The 26,146-nt window shown below is 34.9% G+C and carries 18 protein-coding genes and 1 pseudogene; 11 read left to right on the forward strand and 8 right to left on the reverse strand.

Going from position 1 to position 26,146, the window contains the following annotated elements; translation table 11 throughout:
- The first annotated feature begins 54 nt into the window (after window positions 1–54).
- The 4 genes from FJR03_RS05085 to FJR03_RS05100 are packed head-to-tail and all read left to right on the forward strand — an operon-like array spanning window position 55 to window position 7,907.
- The gene (locus FJR03_RS05085) at window positions 55–3,174 is read left to right on the forward strand and encodes a response regulator (protein ID WP_193114564.1); all 3,120 of its coding nucleotides are present in this window, start codon (window positions 55–57) and stop codon (window positions 3,172–3,174) included.
- Window positions 3,171–4,841, forward strand: coding sequence for a CheR family methyltransferase (locus FJR03_RS05090; RefSeq protein ID WP_193114565.1), 1,671 nt, complete (start codon window positions 3,171–3,173; stop codon window positions 4,839–4,841). Before FJR03_RS05085 ends, FJR03_RS05090 begins: the two co-directional genes overlap by 4 nt.
- Window position 4,842: 1 nt before the next feature.
- Window positions 4,843–6,099 carry a GGDEF domain-containing response regulator gene (locus FJR03_RS05095; RefSeq protein WP_193114566.1) on the forward strand — a complete coding sequence of 419 codons (1,257 nt, stop codon included), beginning with the start codon at window positions 4,843–4,845 and terminating at the stop codon, window positions 6,097–6,099.
- The gene (locus tag FJR03_RS05100) at window positions 6,096–7,907 is read left to right on the forward strand and encodes an HD domain-containing phosphohydrolase (protein ID WP_193114567.1); all 1,812 of its coding nucleotides are present in this window, start codon (window positions 6,096–6,098) and stop codon (window positions 7,905–7,907) included. Before FJR03_RS05095 ends, FJR03_RS05100 begins: the two co-directional genes overlap by 4 nt.
- Here the strand turns inward: FJR03_RS05100 and FJR03_RS05105 are convergent.
- The 5 genes from FJR03_RS05105 to FJR03_RS05125 form a co-directional block, all read right to left on the reverse strand.
- Window positions 7,899–9,143 (reverse strand): GGDEF domain-containing response regulator, encoded by a 1,245-nt coding sequence (locus FJR03_RS05105; protein WP_193114568.1) that lies wholly within the window; start codon window positions 9,141–9,143, stop codon window positions 7,899–7,901. The two genes, FJR03_RS05100 and FJR03_RS05105, sit on opposite strands and share 9 nt — an antisense overlap.
- Window positions 9,136–13,275 carry a PAS domain-containing protein gene (locus tag FJR03_RS05110; protein ID WP_193114569.1) on the reverse strand — a complete coding sequence of 1,380 codons (4,140 nt, stop codon included), beginning with the start codon at window positions 13,273–13,275 and terminating at the stop codon, window positions 9,136–9,138. The genes FJR03_RS05105 and FJR03_RS05110 overlap by 8 nt, the downstream gene beginning before the upstream one ends.
- Window positions 13,276–13,370: 95 nt before the next feature.
- Window positions 13,371–14,729 carry a TolC family protein gene (locus FJR03_RS05115; protein WP_193114570.1) on the reverse strand — a complete coding sequence of 453 codons (1,359 nt, stop codon included), beginning with the start codon at window positions 14,727–14,729 and terminating at the stop codon, window positions 13,371–13,373.
- Window positions 14,729–16,006: an HlyD family secretion protein gene (locus FJR03_RS05120; protein WP_193114571.1), complete on the reverse strand. Its 1,278-nt coding sequence runs from the start codon at window positions 16,004–16,006 to the stop codon at window positions 14,729–14,731. Before FJR03_RS05120 ends, FJR03_RS05115 begins: the two co-directional genes overlap by 1 nt.
- On the reverse strand, window positions 15,999–16,958 hold the full coding sequence (locus FJR03_RS05125) for an ATP-binding cassette domain-containing protein (protein WP_193114572.1): 960 nt from the start codon (window positions 16,956–16,958) through the stop codon (window positions 15,999–16,001). Before FJR03_RS05125 ends, FJR03_RS05120 begins: the two co-directional genes overlap by 8 nt.
- Window positions 16,959–17,323: 365 nt before the next feature.
- On the opposite strand from FJR03_RS05125, the pseudogene FJR03_RS11740 reads away from it, so the two are divergent.
- The 6 genes and pseudogenes from FJR03_RS11740 to FJR03_RS05150 form a co-directional block, all read left to right on the forward strand.
- A pseudogene (locus tag FJR03_RS11740) lies at window positions 17,324–17,863 on the forward strand (methyl-accepting chemotaxis protein); the annotation flags it as partial.
- Complete coding sequence (locus FJR03_RS11625; protein WP_430739133.1) at window positions 17,864–18,295, forward strand: CZB domain-containing protein; 432 nt, start codon at window positions 17,864–17,866, stop codon at window positions 18,293–18,295.
- A 61-nt stretch (window positions 18,296–18,356) separates the two neighbouring features.
- Window positions 18,357–19,319, forward strand: coding sequence for a substrate-binding domain-containing protein (locus tag FJR03_RS05135; RefSeq protein ID WP_193114574.1), 963 nt, complete (start codon window positions 18,357–18,359; stop codon window positions 19,317–19,319).
- Window positions 19,309–21,687 (forward strand): sensor domain-containing diguanylate cyclase, encoded by a 2,379-nt coding sequence (locus FJR03_RS05140; RefSeq protein ID WP_193114575.1) that lies wholly within the window; start codon window positions 19,309–19,311, stop codon window positions 21,685–21,687. The genes FJR03_RS05135 and FJR03_RS05140 overlap by 11 nt, the downstream gene beginning before the upstream one ends.
- Before the next feature lie 91 nt (window positions 21,688–21,778).
- A complete protein-coding gene (locus FJR03_RS05145; protein ID WP_193114576.1) occupies window positions 21,779–22,282 on the forward strand; it encodes a lipocalin family protein in 504 nt (167 codons plus the stop codon).
- A 6-nt stretch (window positions 22,283–22,288) separates the two neighbouring features.
- Window positions 22,289–23,164 (forward strand): hypothetical protein, encoded by an 876-nt coding sequence (locus FJR03_RS05150; protein ID WP_193114577.1) that lies wholly within the window; start codon window positions 22,289–22,291, stop codon window positions 23,162–23,164.
- 210 nt (window positions 23,165–23,374) lie between these two features.
- On the opposite strand, the gene FJR03_RS05155 is transcribed toward FJR03_RS05150, so the two are convergent.
- The 3 genes from FJR03_RS05155 to FJR03_RS05165 all read right to left on the reverse strand — a co-directional run bounded on the left by FJR03_RS05155 (window position 23,375) and on the right by FJR03_RS05165 (window position 25,347).
- The gene (locus FJR03_RS05155) at window positions 23,375–23,761 is read right to left on the reverse strand and encodes a class II SORL domain-containing protein (RefSeq protein ID WP_193114578.1); all 387 of its coding nucleotides are present in this window, start codon (window positions 23,759–23,761) and stop codon (window positions 23,375–23,377) included.
- 97 nt (window positions 23,762–23,858) lie between these two features.
- Window positions 23,859–24,491: a GW dipeptide domain-containing protein gene (locus FJR03_RS05160; protein WP_193114579.1), complete on the reverse strand. Its 633-nt coding sequence runs from the start codon at window positions 24,489–24,491 to the stop codon at window positions 23,859–23,861.
- A 112-nt stretch (window positions 24,492–24,603) separates the two neighbouring features.
- Window positions 24,604–25,347, reverse strand: coding sequence for an oxygen-binding di-iron domain-containing protein (locus tag FJR03_RS05165; RefSeq protein ID WP_193114580.1), 744 nt, complete (start codon window positions 25,345–25,347; stop codon window positions 24,604–24,606).
- Between the two features lie 315 nt (window positions 25,348–25,662).
- Here FJR03_RS05165 and FJR03_RS05170 point away from each other — a divergent pair, with 315 nt between their 5' ends.
- Complete coding sequence (locus tag FJR03_RS05170; RefSeq protein ID WP_226962185.1) at window positions 25,663–26,139, forward strand: (R)-mandelonitrile lyase; 477 nt, start codon at window positions 25,663–25,665, stop codon at window positions 26,137–26,139.
- Window positions 26,140–26,146: the final 7 nt, after the last annotated feature.

The raw sequence follows: 26,146 nt of genomic DNA on the forward strand, positions 1-26,146 counted from the left end.
AAGAAGATGCACATGTTGAGATTTAAGTCCTTAAAAAACAATTTAATCGTCAGTATGATCTTATTATTTGTCCTGATGGGGATAACCATCGGGGCAAAGATATTGTCTGATGCAAAAAACACTTTGATACAACAAAGGTATCAGGAGTTGGAGATTGCAACCCAGATAAAAAAACGCTCTATAGAGCGTTATATAAAATTCAACATAATAGAGTTAGAACTTCTCGCAAAAAACACCCAACTTATAGATTTTACTTCATATCTTCTAAATACTCAAAAACAGACCGATTCCAAACAATCTCAAGAGCTTTTTCTCCAAAATGACAAATATTTTAAAAACTATACACGTTTACATGAGTTATATGACCTGTTTATTATTGATGCAAAAGATGGAAATATTATATATACAGCGTTAAAAGAACCTGATTTAGGAAAAAGTGTACTCTCTTCACCTGGATTAAAAACGACAAAACTAGCAGTTGCATTTGCAGAAGCACTGCAGACAAAAAAAATATACTTAAGCGATATGGGGATCTATACGATAAGCGGAACGAAACCTTTTCTTTTCGGTGCAATCCCTATAACCGATAAAAACGGAGAGCTCTTAGCAGTAGCTGCTATGCAAATACCATATGAGAATATTTCACGTTTTGTAAATATTGTCGGAGAGGAGCTTGTCAGTAAAGAAGCTTATTTAGTGGGTGAAGATTATGTTGTAAAAAGTTCTACTCTCCATAACGGAGCACAGCCCTCTTTTTTTAATACTTTCAGTAAGTCAGAAAGTTTTAGAATCCACTCTGATGTTGTGGAGCAGGCGTTACAAAGTGAAAGTAAAGTATTTATACAAGGTTTGGATTATGATTATCAAGAAGTGATAGCCGTTAGTGTACCTATTAAGATGGGAGGACTCCATTATCATTTGATCACAAAAGTAGATCTCGATGAGGTTTTAGCCCCATATCATAATGATGTAAAGAAAATTGTTTTTCTTATTGTTTTAACTATCTTAGGTGCAACTTTTTTAATGACTATGATTGTAAATGAGATTATGAAAAATGTTTCATATATCAATGAAAATGCAAAAAATATTTCACAAGGAAATTTTGCAACAAACTCATCACCAAAACTTTATATGGAACTTGAGCCCATCAATCAAATGCTTCTCAAGCAAACACATGTCTTACGATCTTTAACAAGTTCAGTAAATGAGATCAAAGATGCCATTGAACATTCAGAATATGAAAAACGGATAGACTCCAGTGAATTTGAAGGTGCATTTGCAGAAACGATAGAGACAATAAACGTACTTTTAGAGAAGCTGTATGATGCTATATGGTTTCAAAGCGGTGTTGCACATTTGATGAATGAAACGGCCTTGGTTGAAGATGTTGAAAATATTTCAAAAACTGCTTTAGAGTTTTTATCTTCATATCTTAATATACCGATGGCAGCATTATATGTTTATGATGAACTCAATGAAATACTTACACTCAAAGCTTCTTATGCCTATCAAAAATCGTCATACTTTAAAGAGTTCTTTGAACTGGGTGAGGGGAGTGTAGGGGAAAGTGCTCTGGAGAAAAAACGTTTAGCTTTACATATAGACGATATTAAAAACTTAAAAATAAACACTGCAATACTCTCTGTAACTCCAACAATGATTCTTTGTGAACCGATTATCTATAAACAGCGACTTATCGGAGTGATAGAGTTCGCTTTAATAGATAAGTTGTCAGATCGGAAGATATACTTCTTATCTGAAGCTATACACTCTTTTGCTTCTATTTTATATCCGGCTATACAGTCAGATGTAACTAAAGAACTTCTTGCACAAACACAAGAGCAAAAAGCGGAGTTACAAAATCAAAGTGAAGAGTTAAAACAGTCAAACGTAATGCTTGAGGAACAGCAACAAAATCTTGAAGTTTTAGCACAAGATCTGCAGATAAAAAACGGTGAGTTGCAACAGACGCAAGATCAACTTTTATTTAAAAATACAGAACTTGAGCGAGCGAATCGTTATAAGAGTGAATTTTTTGCAAATATGAGTCATGAGTTACGTACGCCTCTCAATGCAATAATACTATTATCAAAACTTCTTGTAGACGATCTCAAAGCTACCGAAGATGAAGAGGTTGTTAAAAAAATAGGGATAATTCATAAGTCAGGAAACGATCTGCTTCGCTTGATCAATGACATTTTGGATTTTGCAAAGAGTGAGTCAGGAAAACTGGAATTGCATAACACAGTTTTTTTACTGGACACTCTTGTTACTGAACTGCATCAGGAATTTGATTATCTGGCACAGGAAAAGTCACTGGAGTTTTCAATTTCCAATGAGTATAAAGGGGAGTTTGAAGCAGATTACGATAAGCTCTTACAAGTGTTGCGAAATTTACTCTCTAATGCATTTAAATTTACAGATAAGGGATCGGTAACGGTCAGTATATTTGAAGATGAGATACAAAACAAACTAGTGTTTTTAGTAACAGATACGGGAATAGGTATCTCTAAAGAGCAGCAATATATTATCTTCGATCCGTTCCGTCAAGCAGATGGTTCAAGCAGTAGAAAGTATGGCGGTACAGGTTTGGGTCTCTCAATTAGTAAAGAGTTTATTGCTATGATGGGTGGTGAGATTGTACTTGAAAGCTCATCGGAGAAAGGGAGCCAGTTTAAAATTACAATTCCGTTACGCCAAATAAAGAAAGCGGAGTTAACGAATAGTTCTAATAAAAATAGTATTGAAACAACTGTACTTGAACAGCCTGCTAAGAAGAGTTCCAAAGCATCTGTTAATTTAGCGGGAAAAACTATCTTGATAGTTGATGATGATGTAAGAAATATTTTTGCCCTCTCATCTCTTTTTGAAAAAACAGGTGCGAATGTGGAAAATGCTTTTAACGGTATAGAAGCTTTAGAAACTTTAAAAAAAGAGAAGATAGACATTGTATTAATGGATATAATGATGCCGGAGATGGATGGGTATGAAACGATTAAAAAGATTCGTAAAGAGATGGGACTTGAAAATTTACCGATCATAGTGATAAGTGCTAAAGCGATGAAAGAAGATATTGAACGTGCGCTTGAAGTAGGGGCGAATGAGTATCTCACAAAACCGATAGAGTTTGAGAACTTAGAGCGCATGGTTGAAAGCTGGTTATATAAAAGATGAAAACGATGTTTTTGAATAAGTGTGATGAAGAGATCCATAAAGTGATCATAAAAGGGGAGATAAATGAAGAAACAATCTCCCAGCTAGATACATTTTTAGAGACGACGTGTACAGATCATAAGATAGAGCTGGTCTTTGAAAAGATTTATGTTGTACCGAGGGTAATGGTGGAGTGGTTACAGGAGCTTTTTACTACCAAAAAATATCCGATGCTAAAAGTAGATGTAACACAAGAGAGACTTTATGCATATTTGCACTCTTTAGGAATTCAGATAAATATCTCCTGTGATAAAGAGGGGTATAACGATATTCAGGCTATAGCATTAGGGGGAAGTACAGGAAGTACGACTATGTTTCAAAAAATGCTTTCATGTATTGTCTCTACTGATATAAGTGTTTTTATCGTACAGCATGCCAGTTATGAAGGGATGAGTTTACTTCCAAGCGTGTTACAGCGTTTTACCTCTTTGGAAGTGATATCTCCACAACATTTACAAAAAGTAGAAAAAGCCAAGGTGTACGTTGCACCTCCAAACTATCACATGAAAGTGGAAAATGGATATATCATCTTGGAGCAAAGCAATAGAGTTAATTATTCAAGACCTTCTGTAAGTGTCCTCTATAGGTCAATAGCGCAGGAGTATGGTCCACATGCTATATGTATAACAAGTTGCGGCTATGGACATGACGGCAGTGACGTTGTTGGGGAAGTTTTATCTCATGGGACATATATGATTGCACAAAAATCCAAAGAGTGTGAGGCAACGTTAATGCCTGAGAGTATCTCTCAAACAGAGAAAATTTCTCATGTATTGTCTATAGAGGTGATATGTGAGCTTTTAAGAATTTTAAACGATAACAGCTTTGTTAATAAAGAGCTTCTCTTTTTTAGACTGCTTAAAAAAATTTACGGATACGACTTTACCCACTACAATCTTCAAAGCCTTAAACGACTTCTTGCTCTTGAAATACAAAGATGTGCCAGTGATAATCATAACGGGTTTTATCATAGTGTTATCCTAAATAAAGAGCGTTTTGAAAAAATGTTATTTGCATTAACGGTAAATGTCACGGAGTTTTTTAGAAAGCCTTACTCTTTTAAAGGTTTAAATCACTTTATAGAAGAGGAACAAAAGATTTCTCCCCATATGAAGTTCTGGGTTGCAGGATGTGCAAGCGGTGAAGAAGCATACTCTTTAGGGATGATGTTACATGAAAATGGGTTCTTAGAAAATTCATTAATCTATGCAACAGATATTAATGAGATGATGGTTCAGATCGCTAGAAACGGTCTCTACTCAGTTGAGCATCTATCGACAAACCGTTTAAATGCGCAAACAGTTCTACAAAAGAAACCTTTTGATGAAAATATACAACTCAAAGAGAGCTTTTTTTCGATTACGGAAGAGATTAGAAAAAAGATACTCTTTTTTCAGCATAACCTTGCAACAGATAGTTCGTTTAATGAGTTTAACTTTATTTTATGTAAAAACGTACTAATATATTTTGATGATGAATTGCAAAATCAAGTTTTCCAACTATTTTACGATTCTTTATCTGTAGGCGGATATCTACAATTAGGTACAAGCGAAACATTAATATTTGAGTTTAGGGATAGGTTTAAAGTTGTTGACATAGAGAGCAGGATTTTTCAGAAGGTAGGATAAGATGAAGAAGTATCATTTGTTATGTGTTGATGATGATGAGGTAAATCTTATTTCCCTGAAAGCTCTACTTGACAAAGTGCCTCAATTTGAAATCCACTGTGTACGCTCTGCCCAAGCAGGACTTAAATGGCTTTTAGAACATAAAGTTGACCTTATTTTACTTGATATTATGATGCCTGAAATTGATGGATTTGAGATGGCCTCATTGATCCGCAAACGAGATGCCTTGTCTCACATTCCCATAATCTATGTAACAGCAAGAGATGATGATACGGTTGTTTCAGAAGCCTTTAATAAAGGTGGGAACGATTATATATCTAAACCTATTAGAAGTGAAGAACTTATAGCTCGTATCTGGATGCAGATAGGTTTAATGACAAAAGAGCAAGAGATTCGACAGAAACTAAGTTTGATCGAGTATATGATGGAGATGCAACCAAGTATGGTGATTGTCACCGATGGTCATAAACTCCTTAAAGCAAACAGGCCTTTTTTTGAGTGCTCCGGTTATGATTCTGAAGAGAGCTTCAATATCCACTACCATGATATCTCCTCTTGTTTTGATGAGCATGGAGATTCTCAAGACTCTTTGGCACAATTGATAGAAAAAGCAAGAGAATCTAAACAAGCTTCTACTATTATGAATTTGAAGTTTGAACATCAAGCAGAGGGGATAACGGTTAAAGCAGATGCCGTATGTATGGGAAATGATGAGGATATTCTCATAACCTTTACAGATATCAGTGAAATTCAGGAAGAGAATGAGATGTTATGGCACGATGTTCTACACGATTCCCTTACCGGGCTTTACAATCGTCGTAGATGCAGTGAAGAACTGCAACATCAGTGTGCTCAGGCTAAAAGATATGGACATACTTTTTCTCTGCTCTTTTTTGATATAGACAATTTTAAAGATGTAAACGATACTTACGGACATCCGAAAGGGGATGAAGTACTGCGTACTATAGCAAACAATATCATCTCATTAAGACAAAGTGATTTAGTATGTCGATTCGGCGGTGAAGAGTTTTTAATTATATTACCGCATACGCAGCTAAAAGACGCCATTTCTGTAGCTCAGGATATTCGTAAAAGCATTGAGGAAGATACTTCGCACGGTCTTAAGAGTGTTACATGTAGTTTTGGAGTTGTGGAGTATCAAAAAGAGGATACACCTGCTACTTTGTTGGAAAAAGTAGATAAAGCTTTATATCAAGCAAAAGCCCGTGGTAAAAATTGTGTGGAACACCTATTATGAAAAAGCATATATATAATCTGTTGTGTATAGATGACGTTGAAGATAACCTCTATGCATATGAGTTGATACTCTCTAAAATGCAAGAGGTTAAAGTATATAAGGCTTCTAGTGGAGATGAGGCCCTTAAAATGTTATTGCGTCAACCGATTGATCTTATACTTTTAGATATTCAAATGCCGGAGATGGACGGATATGAGGTTGCCAAGCTTCTTAAAAGTACACATCAAACGCAACATATCCCTATTATTTTTATTACGGCAGTTTTTAAAGCCGAAGAGTTTATTGCCAAAGGGTTTGCAGCGGGTGCGGTAGATTATCTGACAAAACCTTTAGATGACAATTTACTGATAAACCGTATCCGTCTTTATCTTTCTATATTTGAACAAAAAAAGCTGGCGGAGGAAAATCTTGAGCTGTTTTATATGATTGCCCAGGGGATAGGGGATGGGCTATATGTAACCAAGAGAGACGGAACTTTAGAGTTTATTAATGATACTGCACTCGATATTTTGGGCTATAAAAAAGAGGAACTATTAAACATCTCCATACATGAAAAGATACATGCTTATGATATACGTGGACATAAAATTTCTCAAGCTGAATGCCCTATACATAATGTTGATAAGATTAACGGTGTAAGCAGGATAGATGAAGATATAGTTCGTGCTAAAAACGGGACTTTGTTACCGGTGATGAGTATCTCCTCTACTATAGAGGGAGTGGACCATCAAACAAAGATAGTAACACTTTTTCGCGATCGTACAAAAGACCTTGAATATAAAACATTGCAAAAACATATACTTGATTCTAAAAACAAGATGCTTTTGATGCTTATAGATGCCATTGATAAACGAGATCCTTATACTGCGGGACATACAAAACGTGTAGCTATATATTGTGAGCTTATTGCAAAAGGGATGAATTATCCCCAAGAAGATATAGATTTGCTTGTTGATGCGGCTCATTTACATGATATAGGAAAAATATCAACCCCTGACGTTATCTTATTAAAACCGACACACTTTGAGCCTGATGAGTATGAGATAATGAAACTGCATTTGCAAACAGGATATGAGCTTTTAATGCAAACAGAGGATTATAAAGAGATCGCAGAGGTGATGCGTTATCATCATGAAAGATATGATGGGACAGGGTATCCGATGGGAATCTCCGGAGATGCTATACCTCCTCTAGCTAGAATAATGATGGTTGCGGATGCATTTGATGCAATGACGACAAACAGGATTTATAAAAAGTCTAAAAGCGTTTCAGAAGCATTGGCAGAGATTAATCAGTGTTCAGGTCAGCAGTTTCATCCTGAAGTTGCAGAAACTGCTCAAAGAGTTTTAAAAGATATAAATATACAGCAGTATCACGATCAGACACCAAATACACCGCTAGAAGAGAAGCGTTTTGCATTCTTTTATCATGACAGGTTAACGGGAAGTTACAATGCTGAATATCTCCCTGTGGTACTTGAAAATGACTATGCCGATCAAAAGGTTTATATCTATAAACTCAATATACATCAGATGAATCAGTACAATAGAGAATATGGTTGGGAAGCGGGTAATTTACTCTTAAAATCCTTATGTAACGAGATTGTTAAAAAATTTAAACATAAACATGTCTTTAGAATTTCGGGGGATGATTTTTTGGTAGTCTCCAAAGAGAACGATATTAACGAGATTTTATCTTTAAGTGCATACTTGAAACAACAAGCTATGTATCTAGGGATATCTTTAGAAAAACATACTCTTGAAAAAGAGGATAGGGATTATTCCAAACTGCTTTTAGAACTACAGTAGAGTAATCCTGTTTCTACCATCACTTTTAGATTGATAAAGGGCAATATCTGCACGTTTTATAGTATCATAAATATCTTCATTGGTTTGAAAGAAAGTCGCACCGATACTGCAGGTGATATTTCCTATAGTTGTGAAGTTGTATTGTTCGATCGCACTTCTTAGTTTTTCAAGTATTTTTTCAACAAATGCTCTCTCTTGTAATGAAACAATTAATATGAACTCTTCTCCGCCCCAGCGTATAAGTGTATCTGTATCTCTTATCGAGTTTTGAATCACTTCAACAAACTCTTGTAAAATAATATCCCCGACATCGTGACCATATGTGTCATTTACCTGTTTAAAGTAATCAATATCGAAAAATGCGACTACTTTTAGTTCATCATTGTAGCGATTATTTTTTGTAAATCTATCAACATTTTGATGAAAATAGGTACGATTATAAGCCCCTGTTAAAGGATCGTGAATCACTTGCTCCTCAAGAAGTCGTTGTTTCTCAATAGATTCAGTGATATCATTAAAATCGATTATGTACATTGTTGAAGCGGGAATCGATTGCACAGAAACATGAAATATAGTTATCTTGCTATCTTTGGAACGAATTGCCACGTTTCTCTTGTCCTGAGGAAGTTTTTGAATCTTCTCTATCCATTCTCCACTTTGGTCATCAGGATTTGGATAAAAGCAACCCTTAATATTGACAAAGGCATCACATATACACGTAAAATATTTAAAAAATTGGTCACTATCTTCAAAATCAAAAAAATCTAAACCTGTTTGATTTATAAAAGTGAGATCAGCTCCATCGCTAAGTACAATAATAGTGGACTGCATATTGAGCATCATCTCTAAAAACTTTTGTAACTGGTGGACATGAAGATGCGTTTGTACCCTTGCTATAAGCTCTTTTGGATTAAAAGGTTTTGTAATATAGTCGTTTCCTCCGATATCAAATCCCTCTACAATGGAGTCTTCATTTTTTTGTGACGTAAGAAATATAATAGGGATATGATCATACTTTTTTTGTTCACGGATTTGTTTTGCTACTTCAAAACCGTTTATGCCAGGCATTTGGATATCTAACAGTATAAGTTCTATGTTAAACTTTTCAATTGCCATAAGTGCTTTCGTCCCATTATGTGCAACACGGAGATCATATTTGTCGGTTAGTATATTTGAAACAATATCAACATTTGTTTGTTCATCATCTACAACAAGAACAATGGGTTTATTATCCATCTGAAATCTCCTTTGCTATTTTTGGTAAAACTGTTTGTAACTCTTCTTCATCAAACTTATCGAAAAGTTTTTTAATATGTTGAGTTTTTGTCTCTGAAAGATAGAATTGTAACGAATCTGTTAAAGTTACAATCTCTTTTTGATCGATATATTGCATATTTTCAATTTGTTTGGTGATTTTCTCAAGCAATGCAAGTGTCTCATTTTGAGTAAGTTTTTCTTCATTGCTAGCAGGTACAAGAGGTATGATCTTTGTTTTTATCTCATCTAGAACACTTTGTAAAGTATCGATATATGTAGATACTCGCTCAGAAGTTACTCCCAACTCCTCAATATCTACTGCTTGTTGGTAGAGTGTATCTATATGGAGGTTTCCACTTGCTCCTTTGATCTTGTGAATTAAAGCATAGAACTCTTTGAGATCATTTTTATAAAGTTTATCGATAATACCCGGTGTAGTTGCATAGGAGTTGTAAAAGTTTTGATAAAGAGAATAAAGAGTCTGCGTATCAATGATAAGGTTTTGTTGAAGTTTCTCAATGTTTATACCCTCAAGTTGCAGTGCTTGCTCCTCTTGAAATTTCTCTTCTATCTCCGTAGTTACTGAAAAATAGAGTTTAATGATATTATCCAGAGCTTCTTTGTCTATAGGTTTAGCGAGGTGGCCGTTCATACCTGATGTTAGTGTTAACTCTTTATCTTTTTCTAAAACAGCAGCACTAAGAGCAATGATCGGTGTAATAAAATCAAACGCCCGTATCTTTTTAGTAGCCTCAAAGCCATCCATAACAGGCATCTGCAAATCCATAAAAATAATATCATAGTGATTTTTTGTCGCCATCTTAACAGCCTCTTCACCGTTGTTGGCTATATTCACGTCAAAGCCGTATTCTTGCAGATATATAGATGCAACAAGTTGATTTACCTGGTTGTCTTCAACAAGTAAGGCATTTTTTGGAGTATTTAGTTTTAACTGTATAGTATCTTGTTCTTTTTGTTGTTGGGTAGAGAGATCTATATTGTGTAGAATATTTTTCTCCTTTAGCTCCTCATGATACTTAAAAGTAAGGAAGAAGTAAAAACTGCTTCCCTGATTTTCTTGGCTCTCTACCCATATATCTCCACCCATAAGTGTTACAAGCTTTTTACAGATCATAAGTCCAAGACCCGTACCACCGTATTTTCTCGTGGTAGAACTATCCCCTTGCTCAAAAGCTTTAAAAAGATTTTCTTGATGTTCTTCAGGGATCCCTATACCGCTGTCTTGGACAATAAATTCAAGTGTAATATCACTCTCTGTTTTGTTAAGATTTTTAATATCTAAACTTATGAAACCATTTGGAGTGAACTTTATTGCATTACCGATTAGGTTATTCAGTATTTGAGTAAGTCTTAGTGAATCACCTATAAGCTTGTTTGGAATATCTTCATCAATATTGAGCATAAATTTCAAATCTTTTTTATGGATCTGCAGGCTGAAGAGATCACTAATAGTTTTGAGCATTGTATCGAGCTGAAAGTCAATTGGTAAGATATCTATTTTCCCGGCTTCTATTTTTGAATAGTCCAAAATATCATTAATAACATGTAACAGGGCATGAGATGAGGAGTGAACTTTATTGAGATAGTCCCGTTGCATATGATCTAAATTTGAGTTTAGTATAACATCGGTGAGACCGATGATCCCATTTAAAGGTGTACGAATCTCATGAGACATATTCGCTAAAAATTCGGATTTTGCTTGGTTAGCTTTATCTGCAATTTGTTTTGCTTCAAAGAGAGCGATCTCATTCTCTTTTTGTTCCGTTACATCTGTAATATAGCCGATAAAATGAGTAATACTTCCATCTTTGTCTTTTTGTGTAACAGTATAGTCTAGTACCCAGCGGATCTCTCCTGACTTTGTAATAATACGGTAAGGTTTATGTCTAAAAAAATCAAGATTATGTTGAATGGCTTCCTCTACTTCATTAGTAACCGTTTGTATATCATCTTGATGGATACATGCTGCATAGGTAACATCATTTGAGAGAAAGTTATCTTTAGAATATCCAAGAAGTCTTTTCACATTTTCTGAAGCATATACGATACTCCATGTTTTATCGTTTGTCCATTTAAAAAGTACAGAATCCCCTTTATCAAAAAGTGAAAGTAAAGAGTTCTGTTCTGCAAGTAATTCCTCTTGTTGCTGCTGTAGTCTTTTCTCCTGAGTAATATTTCTAGCAGATGCATAGATATAGTCTTGATTATCTATATGGATTTTTACAGCGGAGATCGATGCAAGGTAAGTAAACCCGTCTTTTCTTGTATGAACTCTCTCAAGATTGACAGGAGTAGTACTAAGGTTTTTAACTATCTCTTGAAAGTCATCCATAGTAAAGTCTTTATCCCAATCAAATACAGTTAAGTTTTGCATCTCTTCATCAGTGTAACCAAGCAGTTTTTTTGTAACTTCACTATACTGTAGCAGTTTACCGGTTTCAACATCAAGAATAAAAATTCCGTCAGAAGCTAAGTCCATAAGACTCTTATATCTTTTTCTTTCTTGATCAATTTTATTTGTTAACTCTTGAACATGTGAGATGTCATATACGGTTCCAAGGGAACGCACTGGATTTCCTAATGTGTCATATTCTGTATCACATTGTTCTAGAACGTATTTGATTCGACCGTTATTAAGTAAAAGGCGGTGTTCAATTTTATACCCTTTTTTACTCTCTAAAGATTGGATGTATGCATTGTTTACCCGCTCTCTGTCACCTGGATGGATAATTTCTAAAAATGCTTCGTAAGAGGGTTGAAACTTCTCTTTGTCTAATTCAAAGAGATCATATATCTCATCAGACCATGTTAATTCGTTTTTAGCAATATTGTATTCCCAAATACCGAGTTTGGCAATTTTTTTTGCCTGAGAAAGCTGGTCAAGCGCTTTGTCGAGTTTAATTCTATTCTCTTTCTCTTGTGTTATATCGATAATGATGGAAAAGAGCAGTTCTCCTATGTCTGTTTTAATAGGGGAGGAGTGAACTTCTACCGTTCGAATCTCTCCTGATTTTAGTTGATGGTCAAATATAAAAAAGTTTTTATCATTATTAAATGCCTCAGTCTGTTTGCGTTTTACATGATCATCACTGAGAGTATTGATTTGCCCAATACTCATACTGCAAAGCTCATCATGTTTATAGCCGTAAAAAGTTTCTGCACTTTTATTTGCATCTATAATCGCTCCGTTTGTTGGATCGATAAGGAGCATAACGGCATCATGGTTTTGGAACATATTGCTAAAACGTTTGTTGAGTTGCTGGAGTTTATCCTGCAGTTTTTTGTCATCATCTATATCAACATGTGTCCCGGCAATAAGTAAAGGACGGTTGTATTCATCTTTTGTAATAGTTTTAGCACGTGAAAGGATCCATTTGTAACTACCGTCTTTACATCGTAAACGAAACTCTATTTTAAAATCTGTCATAGCATTTTGAGCTAGCTTCTGTGCCTCCTCTTTAGCAAAACTATCATCAGGATGTAAAAGATCTTTCCATACACTCAATTTATTTTCAATCTCGTCATCTTCATAGCCAAGCATCGCTTTCCAAGAGGGACTGAAATAAACTTCATTTGTTTGTACATCCCACTCCCAGTAACCGTCTTTTGTAACGGATAGTACATTTTGAAGGCGGTTAATAGTTTTTTCCGAGGTGTCTTTTGAACGCATAACTGTTTGCTCTAGAGTGTGTCTTTCAGTAATATCTATATGTGTACCCGTCACTAGCGTAACATTGCCGTCTTTGTCTCTTTGAGAAATTTGTCCACGATCGAGTAACCATACATATGTACCGTCTTTACGCTGGACTCTTATCTCGGAATGATAGTGTGATATTTTCCCCTCAAGCATAGAGACAAATTGTTTTGAAGCTTTTTCAAAATCTTGCGGATGGACGATTTTTTTCCATAAAGCAAGATCAAGTAGAACTTCATTCGGTTTATAGCCTAAAATTTTATATATTTGATTAGAGATGAAAAGTTTCTGAGTTGTCGGATAAAACTCCCAGTATGTATCACCATTAGCCTCCATAAACTGAATCATTGTTTTTGTTGCTTCTGAAAAATCAGGAAGGGTGTTTAGGGTGTCCATAATAATAGTTCTCTTTTATCACTTTTTATATACTATTTATTATACTCAGTGTTTTTCTAAATGTTATATTCTGTGGAAACGTTTTGGGAGATTTATCACAGAGTGGGGTTTAGTGTAGCAAATTTTCCCACTTGTGCATTTAACTCCTCTTTAAGGAGAAGATAATTGAGTTTATATTGTAAAACTTTTTTCTTTATCTCAAGAGTCTGTATCTCCCTTTGATTGAGAACAAAAAGGTTACTGCTCCCTAGGAGATATTTTTTATTTTCGGCATTTTCAAGTTGCGTGACGAGTGTAAGTTCCGTTTGTGCATTATCTATATTTTGTTTGAGTAGATTTAAAGAGTTGATGATATTTGTTAAAGAGGTTTCAATCTCACGCTCTTTTTGCTCTTGAATCTTTTCTATGTTTGTTAACGACTTTCCAATAGTGCCAATTTGCGCCTTGTATCTGTTTCGCTCGATAGGAAAAGCAAGATCAAAGGAGAGTTTAAAACCGTTTTCATATTTAAAATCATGAACACCGTATAAAGCGACATTAACTTCCGGATACTGTAATAGGTTAGCATTCTTTTTTTCTAACAACAGTTTCTCTTTTTCATACTCCAACATTTTTAGATCGGGTCTGTTTTGTTTAGCTTCACTGATCGCATCACTAAGCAACATGCTCTTAAGGGGTGTCTGTAAAACATCTACAAAATCGTATTTTTGCAAAAATTTTTCTTTTGAGATATTGAGATATTTTACAAAATTTTCAAAACTGTTTTCATACTCTGCAACAATTGCCAGATACCTCTGTTTTCTGTTTATAAGTTGTTGCTCTGCTTCAATCAGGGCTATCTTTGGAAACAAGCCGGAATCTATCTTCTGCTCTATAAAACTTTTGCGCTTTTGTGCTTTTTGTAAAAGCTCTTTTTCATACTTAACAAGAAGTTTGTTGTAAAGTACACGATGGTAGTTGTTTAAAACTTTGAGATAAAGCAGGCGTAGATTATTGTTGGAATTATACTTTGTCTTTGTACTCTCAAGCAGTGCCAGATCTAAGTTCATCTTTTTTGTATTGGTACCTTGGAGCAGGGCATTAACAGGGAGTTTTACACCCACTAAAACTTCACCCTCATCACTCGTTTTTATATTGTTATATTCCTGAGTCCCTTCCGCTTTTCTGTATGTAGCTATAAACTCCATTCCGTTTTCGATCGGTTTTTTTACCGCAATGTCATAATATTCTCCGGTACTTGCTGGGTATTCTTTATGATCGTACTTTGCATTTAGTGTCGTATCGAATGCACTTTGGTGATAGTTCACTCTCTCTTTTGCCACATACTCCTGATTTAAGAGCGGGTAGACAAAAGGGTTTGTTTCATTAAGATATTGTGTAATAGTGGTAGATCTAAAGATCTCTTTTGCATCTAAAAGAGAGATAGCAACTAAAAAGAGTAGTAAGCCTCTCATTAGTACTTCTCTCTATCTGGATGTACCATCTGCGGCGGCAAGGCATTCATTAAACGCCATAACTGATACCAAATAGGCACTGTAGAGAGTCTCACCCATGCACTTGCCTGTGTCCCGATGCGCAGCTCATCACCTTTTGGCCAAGGCTCTTTTGGATCTTCAACTACATATGCGTAGTAGTATCCCTGTTCATGAGAGATATGTTCAACTTTTTTGACGATTCCGCTAAATGAACCAAACTGTATCTTCGGCCATCCACTGATCTGTAGTGCAGGCCAACCGTAGAACATAATTCTCACAGGTAACCCCTCCTTGATCAAAGGCATATTAAAGTCAGATACTTTTAAACGGAGTGCTTTTTCTGTCACACTTGGAGAGAAGTGTAGAATCTCTTCCCCTTTTTTAAGATATCTGTTCTTATCGTTCTTAAATACCCTTACAACATAGCCGTCTTTTTGTGCAATCACCTCTGCATTTTTATAACGCTCTATGGCAATCGATTGTGTACTGAGTTGTTGGTTGAGATTTTTTAGTTTACTTTTTACCGTTAACGTCGTGCTCTCAATTGTATGGAGCTTATTCGTTGTCTGACTAAGAAATTTTGCTTTCTCTTTTTCTAATATACCCATATTTTTTTTCTCAATCTCAATATCGAGATCGATTTTTTTGAACTCTGCATCTGCTTTGATATAGATGTTTTCAACCTTTTCAAAAGTACGTTTAGATTCTATGCCGTCCTCATAAAGAGTTTTAATTCTCTCATAGTTTACTTTTTCGATCTCATGGTTTTTTTCCAGAGATACTTTTTTAAATTCCAAGCTTTTTATCTTGTTTTGAACCTGTTTGATCTTCTCCTCATAAACCTCCAAACCATGGTTAAGATAGTTCTGTGTTTGGTGGTGTTGCTTCTCAAGGTTTTTGATCTCAAGCTTTGTATTTTCTATCTGATGTTCTAAGTTTTGTTCTATCTGTTCAAGTTTATGTAGATAGTTTGTATCGAGATCCACCATCTTAAAAAGGCTTTCACCTTTTTTTACAAACTGATTCTCTTCAACATAAAACTTCTCTACAAAACCGTCAACCGGTGCTAAGATCGAGTAATCCCTTTGTGTTGGGTCTAGGGCAATTATGCTCCCTTTCCCTTTTACTGTTTGCTGCCAAGGTAAAAAGAGCATAGAAAAAAGGATCAGTGCTATAGTAAAACTAAATATCCATATCTTTTTAACAACGGGGCTTAGTTCAACTTTATCTAGAACGTTAAACTGATACTTATCCATTTTGCTGCTCACTTAACGATAAAGATAATTTGTCTACTTTGTAAAGACCCTCAACAATGTCATAAATATAGTCTATCTGTTTTACAAATCCCTTGAGGGCATTTGTAATTGACACGACAATAATCTCAGCCGCTACAAATTCACCAAGAGGTAGAAGTCCGTTGATTACAAGATAACCACCGAGAATCAAGAAACTACTAAAGACGATCCCCTCCATAATAAACGTGAGTGAAAGTTGTCTTATAATTACTCTAAACATATTGATTCTTGAATCTACAAATTCATTAAGATAGCCGTCAAACTCCTCTAAAACCTCTTTTGGAGTTCCCTCTTTGTATGGGATATGTTGGAGATAATAGATCGTAGAGTGTTTAGCATCTGAACGTGCAATAGCGTAGTTGATACCATTTCGTCCAAGCAGAATAATCAGTACAAAAAACAGAACAAAGAAAAAGAGTCCTGCACTAAAAAGGTAGGGATTAAAAGCAAGAAGGAGTAATAAGCTTACAATTACCTTGATAATAAGACCTGTCCCGTCAAGGAGTAAAACCGGGAAAACTTTTTGGATTGAAGTGATGTCAAAAAAGTAGTTCATCAGTTTATCCATAGAGTGTTTTGTCTCCAGTGCCGCTTTTTGCAAAGCAGTAGCCATTGTAGATATCTTTATACCGCTGCTGACAAAGATTTTTTGTTGAAACTTCTCAATGATGTACTCTTTCATGATTTGTAACATCGTTGTAAGTATAAAAATTACAATTACGATCAAACCGAGGATAAATACGGAAATAGAACTATGTGCTAATACGCTGTTGATGATAAATACGGATGCAAGAGGAATTGATAAAACCAAAATAGCTTCAATAGCAGAATAGTATAAGAGATAAAAAATATTTTTTTTATCCTGGGTAACTATTTCGGCAATATTTTTTAAAATTTTTTTCTCTATGCTCATTAATATACAACCTTTAAAAAAGTCTATTATTATATTGTCAAATAGATAATATCATTTTAACAAATGAAACTATTGTGATTTTTTAAAAATAGAATGAACTTTAGAAATTGTATCATAAAAACAAAAGTGTGTAATTGTGAATAATAATTAATTTTAATAAAAATACAATAAAAATGTGATACCATTCAAGTGAAAATTTTTACGGAGAATATGGACAGATGTTATTTGGGAATAGTAAAGAGCTGGAATTAGAGTTGGCCAAAAAAGATAAACGTATACAAGAGCTGGAATTGGCCTTGAAAAAGTCGGAAACTCAGATAGAAGAGTTAAAATATAAAGCGAATGCTACCAATACAGACAGAGTAATGAACGAATTAATAAAGTCATTAACAGGTAACTTGACTGAAGGGTGTAACAGAGATCTTCATTATCTGCAAAATGACTTGACAGATAATGTAGCTGCACTCGAAGATATTACGGTAAAAAATCAGGAAAGTTCAGATTTTACAACAGAGTGTTCTGTTGAAATAGATAAGCTTGTTGATATTTTACATACTTTACTAGAACATATAACACATACATATACACAAGTAGAGACACTTAACAATAGTGTAGAGAGTATTTCAGATGTTATCAACCTAATTAAAGATATTTCGGACCAAACAAATCTTTTAGCACTTAATGCTGCTATTGAAGCTGCTCGTGCAGGGGAACACGGACGTGGTTTCGCCGTTGTAGCCGATGAAGTAAGAAAACTGGCTGAGCGTACACAAAAGGCGACTGCAGAGGTGGAGATTACTGTTCAAGGATTAAAACAGAATACTCAAGAGGTACATGAACACTCTCGTGCAATGGAGACATTATCTCACCAGTCAAACGACCAGATGAATCTTTTCCAGCAAAAAATGGTACATTTAAGAGAAAATGCATCAGTTATAGAACAAGAAACGACAGATGTAACATACGCTATCTTTACAATTCTTAGTAAGCTTGATCATCTTCTGTTTAAAGCAAACGGCTATAAAACGGTATTTAGACAAGAGGTACATACAGAATTTGCAAGTGAGAAAGAGTGTAGACTTGGAAAATGGTACGACAACGGTATCGGATATGAAAAATTTAGTAAATGTCCAAGCTATACAAAAATGGCCGCACCGCATAAAGAGGTACATGAGAGTATTAAAAAAGCTGTTGAGTGTGTAGAAAAAGGGACATGTACACAAGAATCACAAAATGTTATGACATATTTCAATCAAGCTGAAGAGGCAAGTAAACATGTTATAGAGATCTTAACACAACTCCTCAAAGAAGAGAAAAATTTAAGACACTCCCTTTAATCGCTTTTTAAACAAATACTTAGGATAATAGGTAGATATAAGCAGAAAACAGGAGTCTTTAATGCATATTGTTAGATATTTAATCATTCTTGTGATAGTCAGTGCATTAAATGCCAATGAACCTCAAACTAAAAAGATAGCCTATTTGGTATCTGATTTAAAAATCCCTTTTTGGGATATTATGAGAAAAGGGATAGTCTCTGAGGCAAAAACATTGCACTACGATCTCCAAGTTTACAATGCAGACAACAGTTTAGAAAAAGAGTTGAAAAATACCGTCAAAGCAATTAGGAATAAAGTTGACGGTATTATCGTTTCACCTATAAACTCATCATCCTGTGTTACGATTTTAAAGCTGGCACAACGTGCAAACATTCCTGTCGTTATATCTGATATTGGAACCGATAAAGGTGAGTATGTATCATATGTATCATCCAATAATTATCAAGGTGCTTATGCTATCGCAAAAGTTTTGGCAAAACATATGAAAATGTTAGGCTGGGAAAAAGGAACCGTAGGCATTGTAGCAATCCCTCAAAAACGCTCCAACGGAAAAGCCAGAACGGCAGGCTTTTTACAAGGACTTCATGAAAACAACATCAAAAGTAGTAGTCTAAAACAGCAGGTAGATTTTTCTTATAAAGAGACGTATGATTATACGATGGAGATGATTGAATCTGATCCGAATTTAAGAGCTGTTTGGCTGCAGGGTTCAGACAAGTATCAAGGGGCATTAGATGCTATTAAAGATGCAAGAAAAAGTGGAGAAATATTACTTGTTACTTTTGATGCCGAACCGATTTTTTTAGAGTTAATCCCTCAAGGTATAGTGACAGGTTCCGCTATGCAGCAACCGTTCTTAATGGGTGAAAAAGCGACAGCATTATTAGACCGACACCTTAAAGGGAAAGTTGTTAAAAAGAGTATAGAGCTGCCGGTACTCGCTATCTCTAAAGAGAATATCGATGAAAAGTTACCGCTGATCAAGAGAAATGTTTTAGGATTGAATTTAGATGCTAGATAGGTTAAAGTTAAACTCATTACATGTACACCTGAGTCTCATCATTATTGTGACAGTTTCTCTCTTTTTCGGGTTTTATTCTTTATACCTTTATGTACAAACAAAAAAAGAAGTTGATAGTCAAATGAAAAGTGAGCTTACCAGAGACATAGAATCGGTATCTGGAAGTATCACAAGGTTTATGGATGCATATTCCCCGAATGAATACCAAAAAATTATTATCGATTTGGTCAACAAGCAAAATATTGCAGCAATTATTATTGATGATTACAATATGCAAAGGATTTTAAGTGACAAAAGCTATAGAGTAGGTTATATAAAAGAGAATAACTTAACTGCTGAGATAGATTTTAACGATCCTAAGCAGCTTGCTTTACTTAATCATCCCTATTATAAAGAAACGATAGAACTTAAAAATATAAAAGGTAAAAAACTGGGAGAGGTCACTTTTTTTATATCGAATGAAGTTATAAAAAAAGAGATTGAAAAGATTATTGAGCAAAATATATTTTTAGCTGTATTAACCTCTTTATTTTTGACTCTCATCCTTTTTATCTCAATTAAATACTTTATCGTCAACCATTTAACACGAATTGTTGATGTTATAAGTAACTACGATCAGGATGGTATCCCTGTAGGTGAAGTAGAGAGTGAAGGCTCTTTTGAGATCCGTTATATTATTGACAGAATAAACACTATGATTAGATTGATCAAAAAGTCACGAGAAGAGCTGCATACAAACTATGAACTTTTACAAACTGAAAAAGACAGATTTCAGTTGACGATCAAAGCTACAAATGACGGTATATGGGATTGGAACATGAAAACCGATGAAGTGTTTTTCTCAAAACGTTGGAAAAGTATGCTTGGGTATACAGATGATGAGATCACAAACGATGTAAATGAATGGGAAAAAAGGGTACATCCGGATGATTTGGAAAAAGCGCTCGAAGATCTTGATGCACATCTAAACGGCGAAACGCCGGTATATGAAAATGAACACAGGGTACAGCATAAAGATGGACACTGGTTGTGGATTCTAGACAGAGGTAAAGCTCTATTTGATGAGAATGGTAAGCCGTACAGAATGTTGGGGTTTCATACCGATATGACACAACGCCATAAGTTTATAGAATCTTTAAAAGTGGAGCAAGAAAGGTATAAAAGCTTGCTTGAGCTTTCAAGTGACGGGATTCACCTAATTGATCATGACGGAAAGTTATATGACTATAGTGAATCATTTTTAAAAATGTTAGGCTATACAAAAGAGGAAGCAAAAAATTTAAATGTAAGTGACTGGGATGTTAAAATTCCTGAAGAGGAGATTAAAACGTTTATTCATAAACTGATGAATGAACCTCAGTCCTTTGAAACGATACATAAACGTAAAGATGGTTCAACTTTTATTGTAAGTATAAATGCTAAAGGGATAGAGATAAACGGTGAAAAATATATCTATGCATCTGCCAGAGATGTAACAAAAGAGAAACAGCATCAGTTGGAGATAAGAAGAAAATTACAAAGGTTTGTAGATACGCAGAGCTCTATTGTAATTTTAACAGATGGTAAAAACTTGAAATTTGCCAACAATACTTTTTTAGATTTCTTTGATTGTAAAAATATTGAAGAGTTTTTGAAAACCAATAAATGTATCTGTGAAAGATTTATCAAAGAGGATAAATTCTTCCATTTAGAAAAAGTACAAAAGGGTGAAGAGCATTGGATAGAGAGTTTATTGCATCTTAGCGGCAGACAAAGAGTTGTTGCCATGAAAAACAGTGAAGGGCAAATACATGCATTTAATGTTGCTATTAATAAGTATGAAGGTGATGAGTATATTGTCAACTTTACAGATATCAGTGATACGATGAGTGAAAAGTTTGAACTTGCACAACAAGCATCTGTTGATACACTTACAAGTGCATACAACAGAATGTATTTTAATCAGAATATCGAAAATATTTTAAATCATCATATACACAATAATATGAGCACAGGTATTATTATGTTTGATATCGATAAGTTTAAAGATGTTAATGATACCTACGGACACGATGTCGGTGACTATGTTTTAAAAACACTGGTACAGATAGTACAAAGATATACAAGAACAAACGATAAAGTGATCCGCTGGGGTGGTGAAGAGTTTATTATAATATGTCCTATAAAGGGTGAAGAGACTTTAGAAAAAATTGCAGAGTATCTCCGCAGTACAATTGAAAACTATAAATTTGACTATGTTGAGAAAGTTACATGTAGTTTTGGTTGTGCCATTCATGACCTTGAGAGAGATATATTAAAAACTATAAAAGAAGCAGATCAAAAACTTTATCAGGCAAAAGAGCTGGGAAGAAATAGGGTCGTATGTTAATTAAGCGACTAAAAACTTTATAAATTGACATAGAAATACTACCAACACTCTTTAGATAGGTATAAAATTATGCTATTGAAAAGGAGAAAACATGAATTATGTAATTATTTTAGTTGTTCTGTTTTTCACTGCTTGTACAAGCCACTATCCATCGCTAAAAACTGTGGAGCAGGTTGATATAAAAAGATATAGTGGAACATGGTATGAGATAGCGCGTTATGAACATTTTTTTGAAAAAGGGTGCAGTGATGTCAATGCAACATATACACTCAAAAAGGATGGAGATATTGAGGTGCTAAACCAGTGTATGAAACCAGACGGCCTTTCAAGAGCAAAGGGTGTAGCATATGCTGTTGATAAGACAAATGCAAAACTTAAAGTGAGTTTTTTCCGCCCATTTTACGGTGATTATTGGATTTTGATGCTTGGAGATAATTATGAATATGCCCTTATTGGAGAGGAGTCTCGAGAGTATCTGTGGGTACTTTCTCGAACACCTGCGATGGATGAATCGTTAAAAGAAAAAATTGTTACCAAACTTCCGGAGTTTGGATATGGTACAGAAAAATTGCTCTGGACAAAACATTCAAAGTAATCGATGATGAAAAAGTATCTTTATTTAGCAGGTGTATTATCTTGTACGGCATTAGCACAAGCTGAGGGAAAAAAAGCCGGACTTGAGAAGATGATTCAACCAAAGGTGTCTTACGAATCAAGTTACTTAAGTGATGCTGTAGTAGATGGATTTAGCGGTGGTGCAAAGGTGAGTAAAAACACAATTCGCATCAACAATATGATAGCAGGACTAAGCTATACGAACTGGACATTTAAATGGCACGGGATCGATAAACTTCCTTTTGGGGATGGAGTGCATGAGCCTTTAACACAGATGCATAGTATCAAACTTAATGCCAATATCCCTTATTTCATAAGTGAAAAATGGTTTTGGCTTACATCGTTATCTCTAAAGTCTACTTTTGAAAAAGAGACAAAGGATTCTTATGCGATCGGGTTTTTCAGCTTTGGAACATATAAGCTTGATAAGGAGCATGCCATTACAGTTGGGGCATTTGGGAATTACCATCCAACAACCACTATAGCACTTCCTGCACTCAGTTACAGTTACCGTGCCAGAGCAAGTGATGGTTTTAAGGTAATCCTTGGATTTCCTCGTTCATATGTTGGTTACCATATAAATGAAGATCTTTTAATCCGTGCAGGATTTATCTATTCCCAGTCTGTGATCCGCTTGAGCGATGAAAGCTACATTACACCAAGTGGTTTTGTAGAGGCAAAAGATTATCTAAATAATTTTGGATTTGCTTATGAGTTAAGTAATCATATCAATCTTGAAACAGACCTGCTGTACTCTTTAAGACGTGAGTTTACGATCTTCTCAAAAGATGCCAACGAACTTAACAGCTATATAATAAAACCTTCATTGGGGATAAACCTCAGGCTCTCTTACCTTTTTTAAAACGAACAGACAAAATAAAGAATACAACAGAAGTTTTGTGATCTTGAAGCGTTATACCGAAAAAATGGCTTTATGATCGAAAGAGTTCTATAAAATTTTAGAAGAAATTGAACTTATAAATATTTTGTTTGTGTACCAATAAGTTACAAAACAATATATTTTCAGAAGCTTAAAAAGCCTCTGAAAGTATTGTATATAGGTGTTTATAGATTATTCAGCTACTTCAACTTCAACTGGAGTTGATTCCCAGATACCGTGTTTAGTACAGTAACCGTGAGCTACAAGGTTTAGTTTTTTACCCATTGGACGGATATTAAAAGTTACTTCAGCGTGAGATTTTTCATTTCCTAAAGTACCAGGTACGAAAGAAGCAGAAGCTAATTTAGTTTCACCATTGAAAAGAGTGATAGACTCGATGAAGTGATCAAAATCATCTGGGTGAGTATATTCTTGACCCATTTTTACATTTACTGCAAGCATCTCACCTTTTTTTGCTTCACCTTCTACTGTGATGAATGGAGAGTGACGATCAATAAGGTCTTTTTTCGCTTCTCTTTCTACTGTGTCAATATCAACATATTTGTTAATTTTTGGCATTTTCTATCCTTTTTTTTAATTTAATTGTAGTATTGTAACCATAAAAACTTTTAGCAAAACATAAATAAGAGTATATTTGTCTTATTTAAGTCTTTTTTTATTTTCTAAAGTTACTTTCCTCTATTATAACAGGATAAAAGTAACCATATCCAAAATCTTTGTCTTTTGCTAATTTTCCTGATGCATAAACAACATCTCCGGGCTTAGGTGTATTTTGTGCAGTTGTAAAAACAAGATCGTCCATATTTTTAAATCTACTTCCATCTTGGATATGTACCCAGTTTTTTCCCATAATTCCTGATGAAACTTTAGTGACTTTTCCTCTGACAGTTATATTTTTCGCTACATATTTTTCACGATTTTTAAACATTTCAGCTACTGTGAGGGTATTTTTCATTTTGTATTGAGAAGTTAAGATATCGGGCTTAAATTGAATTGTTTCTTGTGTATGTCCAGAAGTAGAGGCATCTCCTGCAAACAAGATATTGTCAAAAGTGCGGTTGAGTGTTTTTGAATGGAAGTTCTTCATCCATCCTTGTTCAGTAAAAGAGATGTTATCGCCTTTTTTTACATCTCTTTGTGTCATTGCGATCCAGTAAGTGTTCTTTCCGTCATCGACTTTCATGTATGTATAGCCGCCGCTGTTCATATTTTCGAGTACTTTTGCAGTATGCGGCGTTGCAGCATAAAGTGAAGCCCCAAGGAGTAAAGCAAGTGCGATCTTTTTCATCTATTTAACCTTTTTTGTCACATTGTACATAAGTTTGAACAACAAGCGTTTAATATAAGTATTTAAAATATTAGATGTGATAAAGAGATACAAGAAGATCGCAATCCTCAAGTTACATTATGTCACCGCCACATTGCAACCCTTCAAACCATGTTAGAAACTTCTCGACATCCTCCCCTTTAAAAATAGCACCGTGTTGAGGAGCGATCATATCTACATCATATTTTCGTACATTGTGGACCCATTTTTTTGTGAAGTGATTTCCCGCCATATAGCGTTTATGAAATGCTTCAAGTAGTGTCAGGTGTTTGTCAAAGTTATGAACCTCTTTATAGATGTCATGCACAGGCATTACGGCTGCACCTATATCTCCACTAAAGAGAATTTTTGAGCGACTGTCATACAGAGTAAAGTTTCCAGGTGAGTGGAGAAAGTGTGCCGGTACAAACTGTAAATAGTTGTCACCAAAACTTATTTTTGCCCCCGGATCGGGTAAAGGCATAATACGTTCTAGATCCATCAGCCCGTAATGACTCATAAATCTACTCCAAAGACCTGAAATAATGATTTTTGCAGTAGATGCTACACTCCATTCTGCAATAGAGCCGGCTACGTCAGGATCTTGATGAGAATAAAAAATATATTTTAGTTTATCTACACCTAAATGGCGTTCTACTGCATCATACATCTCATTAAAAGCTGACTGGCTTCCCGGATCGATTAAAATACCGCTGTTGTTTTGAATGATCAAAAACTGGTTAACGGCAAGGTAACTTTCTTCTTGTTCCTCATCATCAAAACTAAACATAATGCACTTATGTACACCGTCATCATAAAGTATTGTTTCATTTTCCATTAATGTTTCTTCTTAAAAATAAAATTGCAATATACAAACAATTTTTTAAATTAAAAATGTTTGATAAATTATTTATATTGTAACTAAAAAAAAGGATATTTATCAAATTGTTGACACATTGTTTTCATATATTTTACTATATAGAAATATTGTAGTACAATTGAACAATACAACTGTTAAAGTATCCTCAGTTAAAGCTCCCCTCACTGATAATTGGAAGGAGTCTCCTGAGCCTGTTTCTGATGAACATTACAGTAACCTCATAACAAAGGATAAATGATGATGCTTGTAAAAAATGTTTTAGCACTATTAATAGTGAGCAGTTCTGTGATGGTAACTTCTACTCAAGCGAAAGAGGACTCCATACAAAAGGGACAACGTATATCTGGAATTGAAACAAGAGCGTCTCTTGTTGTTAATAAATCAGATTTTAAAAAATATTTTAGCGGCGGAGAAGTACGTATCGATTTCCTCTATCCTGCAACTGACGCACATACACATTCAGGAGCTTATGTAACATTCGAGCCTGGTGCAAGAACAAACTGGCATACTCATCCGGCCGGTCAACACATGATTGTCACATCGGGTGTGGGGTATACTCAGACATGGAAGGGAGAAAGACGTACCATTAAAGTCGGTGATGTCGTATGGTGTCCAGTTGGAGTAAAGCATTGGCACGGAGCGTCAAAAGATATTGCTATGACACATCTTGTTATTACAGGTAGTGATAAGGATGGTAAGAATGTTGAATGGCTTGAGCCTGTTAATGATGAACAATATTCAGGAAAATAAGGAGTTG

This window comes from Sulfurimonas marina (assembly GCF_014905095.1).
Taxonomy (GTDB): domain Bacteria; phylum Campylobacterota; class Campylobacteria; order Campylobacterales; family Sulfurimonadaceae; genus Sulfurimonas; species Sulfurimonas marina.